Below are 7793 nucleotides of genomic sequence, written 5' to 3'. Positions count from 1 at the left end.
CCTACGCCATCTGCCGGGTCCTGGGCGTGCGCGAGACCGAACCCGAGCCCAAGGAAGCCGCGGCATGACGAGACAAGACCGCATCGCGGCGCTTAAGGCCGCGGCCAGGGAGCGGATCCTGATCCTCGACGGCTCGTGGGGGGTGATGATCCAGAAGCGCGGCCTCGACGAGGCCGACTACCGCGGCGACCGGTTCGCCGACGCGCCCGGCCAGTTGAAGGGGAACAACGACCTCCTGTGCCTGACGCGGCCGGACATCATCGCCGACCTGCACGACCAGTACTTCGCGGCCGGTGCGGACATCTCCGAGACTAACACATTCTCGGCGACCTCCATCGGCCAGGCGGAGTACGGGCTGGAGAGCGCGGTGCGGGACATCAACCTGCAAGGCGCGCGGATCGCCCGCGAGGTCGCCGACCGCTGGACGGCGAAGGAGCCCGGCAAGCCCAGGTTCGTGGCCGGCTCGATCGGGCCCCTGCCGGTGATGCTGTCGATGAGTTCCGACGTGAACGATCCCGGGGCGCGCAAGGTGACCTTCGAGCAGGTCCACGCGGCCTATTCGGAACAGGTGCGGGCGCTGCACGAGGGCGGGGTGGACCTGTTCCTGGTGGAGACCATCACCGACACGCTCAACTGCAAGGCGGCGATCAAGGCCATCCTCGACCTTGAGGACGAAGGCTACGAACCGCTGCCGATCTGGATCTCCGGTACGATCACCGACCGTTCGGGCCGCACCCTGTCGGGCCAGACGGTGGAGGCCTTCTGGAACTCGGTCCGTCACGCCAAGCCGTTCGCGGTCGGGCTGAACTGCGCCCTGGGCGCCGAACTGATGCGACCGCACATCGCCGAACTGGCGCGGATCGCCGACACCTTGGTCTCCGCCTATCCGAACGCCGGCCTGCCCAACGCCATGGGCGAGTACGACGAGACGCCCGACGAGACCGGCCACGCCCTGCACCAGTGGGCGGAGGACGGGATCGTCAACATCCTCGGCGGCTGCTGCGGGACGACGCCGGACCACATCCGCCACGTCGCCGACGAGGTGCGGGGGCTGAAGCCGCGGCAGGTCCCCGAACGGCCGGCCGCCATGCGGCTCGCGGGCCTCGAGCCCTTCGAGCTGGCCTGATGCGGGCTCCGGACTGGTACGAGGCCTGGTGCGACGAGGCGTTCGAGAGCTTCATGGCCAAGCAGAAGCGGGCCACGGAGACCTACCGGCTCGGCGAGTGGGCGCGGTACGACTACGACACCGACGCCGGCGTGCTGACCTTCTCCGACGAGAGCGGCCCACGGGTGATCGCCGACATCCAGGTGCTCGGCACCACGGCGCCGTCGGACTGGCTCTGGGGCTGGGCCAACGCCATCTGGCCGCCGGCGAGCGTCGCCGACGCCGCGCGGGTCCGCGACTTCGGCGCCGAGCACGGCATCGAGGAGCTGACCACCGAGTCGCTGGTGAGCGACGACCTCGACGGCCTGGGCTGGATGCTGGCGGCGATCGCCACGCGGATCCTCGACGCTGAGGGCGCATACCGTGCGCCAACCCAGAACGGCGGCCTCTATCTGATCATGCGTACCCTGAGATCTGTGAGCTGATGCGTCCCATCTTCATCAACGTCGGCGAACGGACCAATGTCACGGGTTCGGCCAAGTTCAGGAAGCTGATCGCCGACGGGAACTACCCCGAGGCGCTGTCCGTCGCGCGGCAGCAGGTGGAAGCCGGGGCGCAGGTCATCGACGTCAACATGGACGAGGGGCTGCTGGACTCGGTCGGGGCCATGCGGACCTTCCTCAACCTGGTGGCCGCCGAGCCGGACATCGCCCGGGTGCCGGTGATGATCGACTCGTCCAAGTGGGAGGTCATCGAGGCCGGGCTGCAGTGCGTCCAGGGCAAGGCGATCGTCAACTCGATCAGCCTGAAGGAAGGCGAGGCGAAGTTCATCGAGCAGGCGAAGAAGTGCCTGCGCTACGGGGCCGCGGTGGTGGTCATGGCCTTCGACGAGGTGGGGCAGGCCGACACCGCCGACCGCAAGGTCGAGATCTGCCGGCGGGCGTACCGTATACTGACGAATGAGGTCGGCTTCCCGGCCGAGGACATCATCTTCGACCCCAACATCTTCGCCGTGGCGACGGGGATCGAGGAGCACGACAACTACGCCGTCGACTTCATCGAGGCGACCCGGCGGATCAAGGCCGAGCTGCCGCGCGCGCGGATCTCGGGCGGGGTGTCCAACGTCAGCTTCTCGTTCCGCGGCAACGAGCCGGTCCGGCGGGCGATCCACTCGGTGTTCCTCTACCACGCCATCGCGGCGGGCATGGACATGGGCATCGTCAACGCCGGCGACCTGCCGGTCTACGACGACATCGAGGCCGAGCTGCGCGAGGCGGTGGAGGACGTGATCCTCAACCGGCCGCAGCGGCATCCGGAGATGAGCAACACCGAGCGGCTGGTCGAGCTGGCGCCGAAGTACAAGGGCCAGAAGGGCGAGGCCAAGGGCCCGTCGCTGGCGTGGCGCGACACGACCGTCGCCGAGCGGCTGAAGCACGCCCTGGTCCACGGCATCACCGAGTTCATCGAGGCCGACACCGAGGAGGCGAGGCTCGAGGCCGAGCGGCCGCTGCACGTCATCGAAGGCCCGCTGATGGACGGGATGAACGTGGTCGGCGACCTGTTCGGCGCGGGCAAGATGTTCCTGCCGCAGGTGGTGAAGTCGGCCCGGGTGATGAAGCAGGCGGTGGCCTACCTGATGCCGTTCATGGAGGCCGAGAAGGAGGGCAAGCCGCGCGAGCAGGCCGGCCGAATCCTGATGGCCACCGTCAAGGGCGACGTCCACGACATCGGCAAGAACATCGTGGGCGTGGTCCTGCAGTGCAACAACTACGAGGTCATCGACCTGGGCGTCATGGTCCCGGCCGACCGCATCCTCGACGAGGCCGAGAAGCAGAAGGTCGACATGGTCGGGCTGTCGGGCCTGATCACGCCCAGCCTCGACGAGATGGCCTTCGTGGCCGGCGAGATGGAGCGGCGGGGCTTCAAGATCCCGCTGCTGATCGGCGGGGCGACCACGTCGAAGACCCACACCGCCGTGAAGATCGCGCCGAAGTACAGGTCCGGCCCGACCACCTATGTGCTGGACGCCAGCCGGGCGGTGGGCGTGGTCTCCAACCTGCTGTCGTCCACCGAGCGCGAGCGGGTGATCGCCGAGACCGCGGTCGAGTACCAGAAGGTGCGCGAGCAGTATGCGCGGGGGCAGGGGAACCGCGCCCGGGCCACGCTCAAGGAGGCGCGCGACAACGCCTTCACGCCGGACTGGACGGCCTACGACCCGCCGAAGCCGTCGTTCCTGGGGACCCGGTCGTTCGGCCCCTACGACCTGAACGAGCTGCGCCGGCACATCGACTGGAGCCCGTTCTTCGCCAGCTGGGAGCTGGTCGGCCGGTTCCCGCAGATCCTCGAGGACGACGTGGTCGGCAAGGCCGCCACCGACCTCTACGAGGACGCCCAGCGGATGCTGGACAAGATCATCCAGGAGGGCCTGCTGGAGGCGCGCGGGGTGGTGGGCTTCTGGCCGGCCAACGCCGACGGCGACGACGTGGTGCTCTACGCCGACGAGGACCGGACCACCGAGGTCGCCCGGCTGCACACCCTGCGCCAGCAGATGCTGAAGTCCGGCGACGGCGCCAACGTCGCCCTGGCCGACTTCGTGGCCCCGGTGGGGACCAAGCCCGACTGGGTCGGCGGCTTCGCCGTCACCGCCGGCCACGGCGAGCTGGAGCTGGCGGCGGAGTTCCGCGCCAAGGGCGACGACTATTCGGCGATCCTGTCGACGGCGCTGGCCGACCGGCTGGCCGAGGCCTTCGCCGAGGCGCTGCACCGGAAGGTGCGCACCGAGCTCTGGGGCTACGCCCCGGACGAGGCCTTCGACCTCGACCTGATGATCGGCGAGAAGTACCGCGGCATCCGCCCGGCCCCCGGCTATCCGGCCCAGCCCGACCACACCGAGAAGACCACCCTGTTCCGGATCCTGGACGCCACGGCGGCCACTGGCCTGGTGCTCACCGAGGGCCTGGCCATGACCCCGCCGGCGGCGGTCTCGGGCCTCTATCTCGCCCACCCGGAGGCCCACTACTTCGGCGTCGGCCGCATCGAGCGCGACCAGGTCGAGGACTACGCCCGCCGCAAGGGCTGGGACGTGGCCACGGCGGAGCGCTGGCTGGCCCCGATCCTCAACTACGAGCCGGCGTGATCCCCGAGACGGGAACCACGGAATACACGGACCACACGGAAGGCTCAGCCTGAAGGGTTTGGGGCTCCGCCCGTGTCTTCCGTGTGGTCCGTGGTTCCACCAATGGGTGCGTCGCCGCTGCGCAGCGCCACGGATTGGGTCCATGGCGGACGTTCGCGCCTTTCGCTGCGCCTGTGCGGACTGCTAGACCTCCAGCCTGATCCAGTGGAGTGGGGGCGTTCGATGAGGCGGTATCTTCTTGGGGCGGTGGCGGCGGTCGCGGTGATGGCCGGCGGGGCGCAGGCGGCGGAGCTGTCGCAGGCGGACCGGACGCAGATCCTCTCCACCGTGGACAAGGGCGCGCCCCGGCTGGCGCAGGTGGCCCAGGAGATCTGGGGCTACGCCGAGGTCGGCTACCAGGAACACAAGAGCTCGGCCCTCCTGCAGTCGGAGCTGAAGAAGGCGGGCTTCAAGGTCGAGCCCGGCGTGGCCGGCATGCCCACCGCCTTCGTGGCCAGCTTCAAGACCGGCGAGGGGCCGGTGCTGGCGATCCTCGCCGAATACGACGCCCTGCCGGGCCTGGCCCAGGCGGCGGAGCCGACGCGCAAGCCGGTCGCCGGCGTCGCCGGCCACGCCTGCGGCCACCATGTGTTCGGCGCGGCCTCGGTGCAGGCGGCGATCGCGCTCAGCCAGTGGATGAAGGCCAACGGCGTGAAGGGCGAGGTGCGGGTGTTCGGCACGCCGGCCGAAGAGGGCGGCTCGGGCAAGGTCTACATGGTCCGCGCCGGCCTGTTCCAGGACGTGGACGCGACCCTGCACTGGCACGCGGGCGACGCCAACGACGCGTCCCAGGGCGTGAGCCTCGCCAACATCAGCGGCAAGTTCCGGTTCACCGGCGCCTCGGCGCATGCGTCCGCCGCCCCCTGGCGCGGGCGCTCGGCGCTGGACGGCGTGGAGGTGATGAACGCCGCGGTGAACATGATGCGCGAGCACGTGCCCGACGGGACGCGGATCCACTACGTGGTCACCGACGGCGGCTCGGCGCCTAACGTCGTGCCGGAGAAGGCCGAGGTCTACTACTACGTCCGCCACCGCGACCCGCAGGTGGTGCGCGACGTGACCGCCCGCCTGCAGAAGGCGGCCGAGGGCGCGGCGCTCGCCACCGAGACCAAGGTGGCCTTCGAGCAGACCGGCGGCGTCTACAACATGCTGCCCAACGAGACCCTGGCCAAGGTGATGGACCAGAACCTGCGCCAGGTGGGCGGGGTGGTCTGGAACGCCCAGGAGCGGGCCTTCGCCGAGGCCATGGCCAAGCAGCTTCCGGCCAACAACGCCAAGCTGGAGAGCGCGGCCGAGATCCAGCCGCTGCGCATCGGCGGCGACGGCGGCGGCTCCACCGACGTGGCCGACGTGAGCTGGGTGACGCCGACCGTGGGCATGCGGGCGGCCACCTGGGTGCCCGGCACGCCGGCGCACAGCTGGCAGGCGGTGGCGGCCGGCGGCACCAGCATGGCCGCCAAGGGCGGCGTGGTGGCGGCCAAGACCCTGGCGCTGACCGGCGCGGCGCTGTTCCGCGAGCCGTCGCTGATCGAGACGGCCAAGGCCGAGCTGGAGAAGAAGCGCGGGCCGGGCTTCACCTACAAGGCCATGGTCGGCGACCGCGCCCCGCCGCTGGATTACCGCGCGAAGGCGGGCGCGGAGGAGTAGAGGGACCCGGGCCCAGCCCCCTCTCCCGACGCGGAGCGGCGGGAGAGGGTCGGGGTGAGGGCGGCGCAGGCGTTGTGCCGGGGTGCTCTGGTGGGATCCGGGCGCCCTCGGGTCCCACGCTCGTGAAGGCCGTTCCGCCGAGCCGCCCTCACCCTAGCCCTCTCCCGCGGGGCGGGAGAGGGGATGCGTGGGAGGTAGGCTTCCCCTGGAGTTTTCAGTGTTGCAGGCTCGCGGCCTCTCGGAGACGGAGGCGGTGATGCGGGTGGTCTGGGCGGTCGTGGCGGCGGTGGCGCTGGGGGCGGGCGCGGTGGCGGCGCAGCAGGCGGCGATGCCGGCGCCGGTGGTGCAGGCGCAGGACCTGACGCGGGTCTCGGCCCATGTGCAGGTGATCCCCGACCGCGGCCTTTCGGGCCTGCCCAACGTGGGCTTCATCGTCGGGACCAAGGCCGTGCTGGTGGTGGACACCGGGCTCGGCCCCCCGAACGGCGAGACGGTGGCCGCCGTGACCAGGCGGATCGCGCCGGGCCGGAAGATCTATCTCGTGGCCACCCACGCCCATCCCGAGCACGACCTGGGCGCCCAGGCCTTCCCGGCCGGGACGACCCTGATCCGCTCGTCGGTCCAGGCCCGCGAGGAGGCCGCCGACATGCGGGTGGCGGCCGCCTTCGCCCAGCGCGGGGCCGACTGGGCGGCGCTGCTGAAGGGCGCGGTGTTCCGGCCGGCGGACCTGACGTTCGAGACGCGCCACGTGCTGGACCTCGGCGGGGTGAGCGCCGAGATCGAGGCCATGGGCCCGGCGCACACGCCCGGCGACACCATCGTCTGGGTCCCGGCAGACCGGGTGCTGTTCTCCGGCGACCTGGCCATGAAGCTGCAGCCCTCAATGGCGACGCCCACGGCGACGCTCGCCGACTGGCGGCGCGTGCTGGACCGGCAGGCGGCCCTGGCGCCGGCGATCGTCGTGCCGAGCCACGGGCCGGTGGGCGACGCGGGGTTCATCGAAGGCTACCGCGACTACCTGGCGGAGGTGGCGCGGCGCACCGCCGAGGCCAAGCGGGCCGGCCAGGACCCGGCCCAGGCGGTGGAGACCGTCGCCGCGGCCATGGCCGACCGCTACCCCGACCGGGCGCGGCTCGGCGGGGCGGTGCGGATGGCGTGGAAGGATGTGGAGGGGTGAGGTAAAGGCCTCAGCAGGAGCTGCCCACGCGCATCATCGCCTTGTACTCCTCGAGCGTGGTCCTGAGGCCGACGCGGCGGCGGAGCTCGTCGACGCGGGCGGGATCCTCGAGGCGGTAGATCTGCAGCCTTCCGTCCTGGCAGGAGGCCTGGCTGCCGTAGCGCTGGGGCCGGCCCTCGAACATCTCCAGCCGGTCGTAGAGCAGGGCGTAGTCGGGGCCGGCGACCTCGTCGCGGCCGACCAGGACCTCCATCCGCTTCAGCACCTGTTTCTGGAAGTCCCTGTCGGACGAGTGCTGGACGATCAGCCAGGCGTTGCGGGCGGCCTCCTTGCCCTCGCGGCTGTGGCGGAACCAGCCGTCGGCGGGCAGCACGGTCTTCAGCCAGCGGGTGTTGTCCTCGTCCACCGGGGTGAGCTCGCGCCAGGCCTCGGCGAGGACCGCGCGCTTCTCCGCCGCGGGCAGGTCGGAGACCATGATCGGCGTCATCGCCCGGCGGCCGGCCTGCTCGAGGGCCACGCGGCGGGCCAGCTCCTCGACCATGCCGGCGGGCGGGGGAAGGGCGGCCTGTTCGGCCCGGACCTGGGCGAACTCGGCCGTCCAGCCGGCGAGGGCGGCCCGGGCGGCGGGGGAGAGGGCCGGCGCCTCGGCCGCCGGCGCGGGCGCGGCGGCGGCCGGCGCGGCCTGGGCG

Annotated in this window: 6 protein-coding genes; 5 read left to right on the top strand and 1 reads right to left on the bottom strand. The window is 71.4% G+C overall.

Features of this window, described 5'->3' with window-relative positions:
- Positions 1 to 64: 64 nt before the first annotated feature.
- From V7Z97_RS18345 to V7Z97_RS18325, 5 genes are all read left to right on the top strand, one after another.
- Complete coding sequence (locus V7Z97_RS18345; RefSeq protein ID WP_334164885.1) at positions 65 to 1126, top strand: homocysteine S-methyltransferase family protein; 1062 nt, start codon at positions 65 to 67, stop codon at positions 1124 to 1126.
- Positions 1126 to 1590 (top strand): DUF6882 domain-containing protein, encoded by a 465-nt coding sequence (locus V7Z97_RS18340; protein WP_334164884.1) that lies wholly within the window; start codon positions 1126 to 1128, stop codon positions 1588 to 1590. The genes V7Z97_RS18345 and V7Z97_RS18340 overlap by 1 nt, the downstream gene beginning before the upstream one ends.
- Positions 1590 to 4241 (top strand): methionine synthase, encoded by a 2652-nt coding sequence (gene metH, locus V7Z97_RS18335; protein WP_442958050.1) that lies wholly within the window; start codon positions 1590 to 1592, stop codon positions 4239 to 4241. Before V7Z97_RS18340 ends, metH begins: the two co-directional genes overlap by 1 nt.
- Positions 4242 to 4463: 222 nt before the next feature.
- Positions 4464 to 5927, top strand: a complete 1464-nt coding sequence (locus tag V7Z97_RS18330; protein ID WP_334164883.1) for an amidohydrolase — start codon at positions 4464 to 4466, stop codon at positions 5925 to 5927.
- Positions 5928 to 6144: 217 nt separating this feature from the next.
- The gene (locus V7Z97_RS18325; RefSeq protein WP_334164882.1) at positions 6145 to 7104 is read left to right on the top strand and encodes an MBL fold metallo-hydrolase; all 960 of its coding nucleotides are present in this window, start codon (positions 6145 to 6147) and stop codon (positions 7102 to 7104) included.
- Positions 7105 to 7114: 10 nt separating this feature from the next.
- On the opposite strand, the gene V7Z97_RS18320 is transcribed toward V7Z97_RS18325, so the two are convergent.
- On the bottom strand, positions 7115 to 7793 hold a 679-nt coding region (locus tag V7Z97_RS18320), incomplete at its 5' end, for a DUF6624 domain-containing protein (protein ID WP_334164881.1).

Origin of the sequence: Phenylobacterium sp., assembly GCF_036821595.1 — a bacterium.
GTDB lineage: Bacteria > Pseudomonadota > Alphaproteobacteria > Caulobacterales > Caulobacteraceae > Phenylobacterium.
Note: the sequence above shows the minus strand (reverse complement) of the source record. Positions and strands in the feature narration are given on the sequence as shown.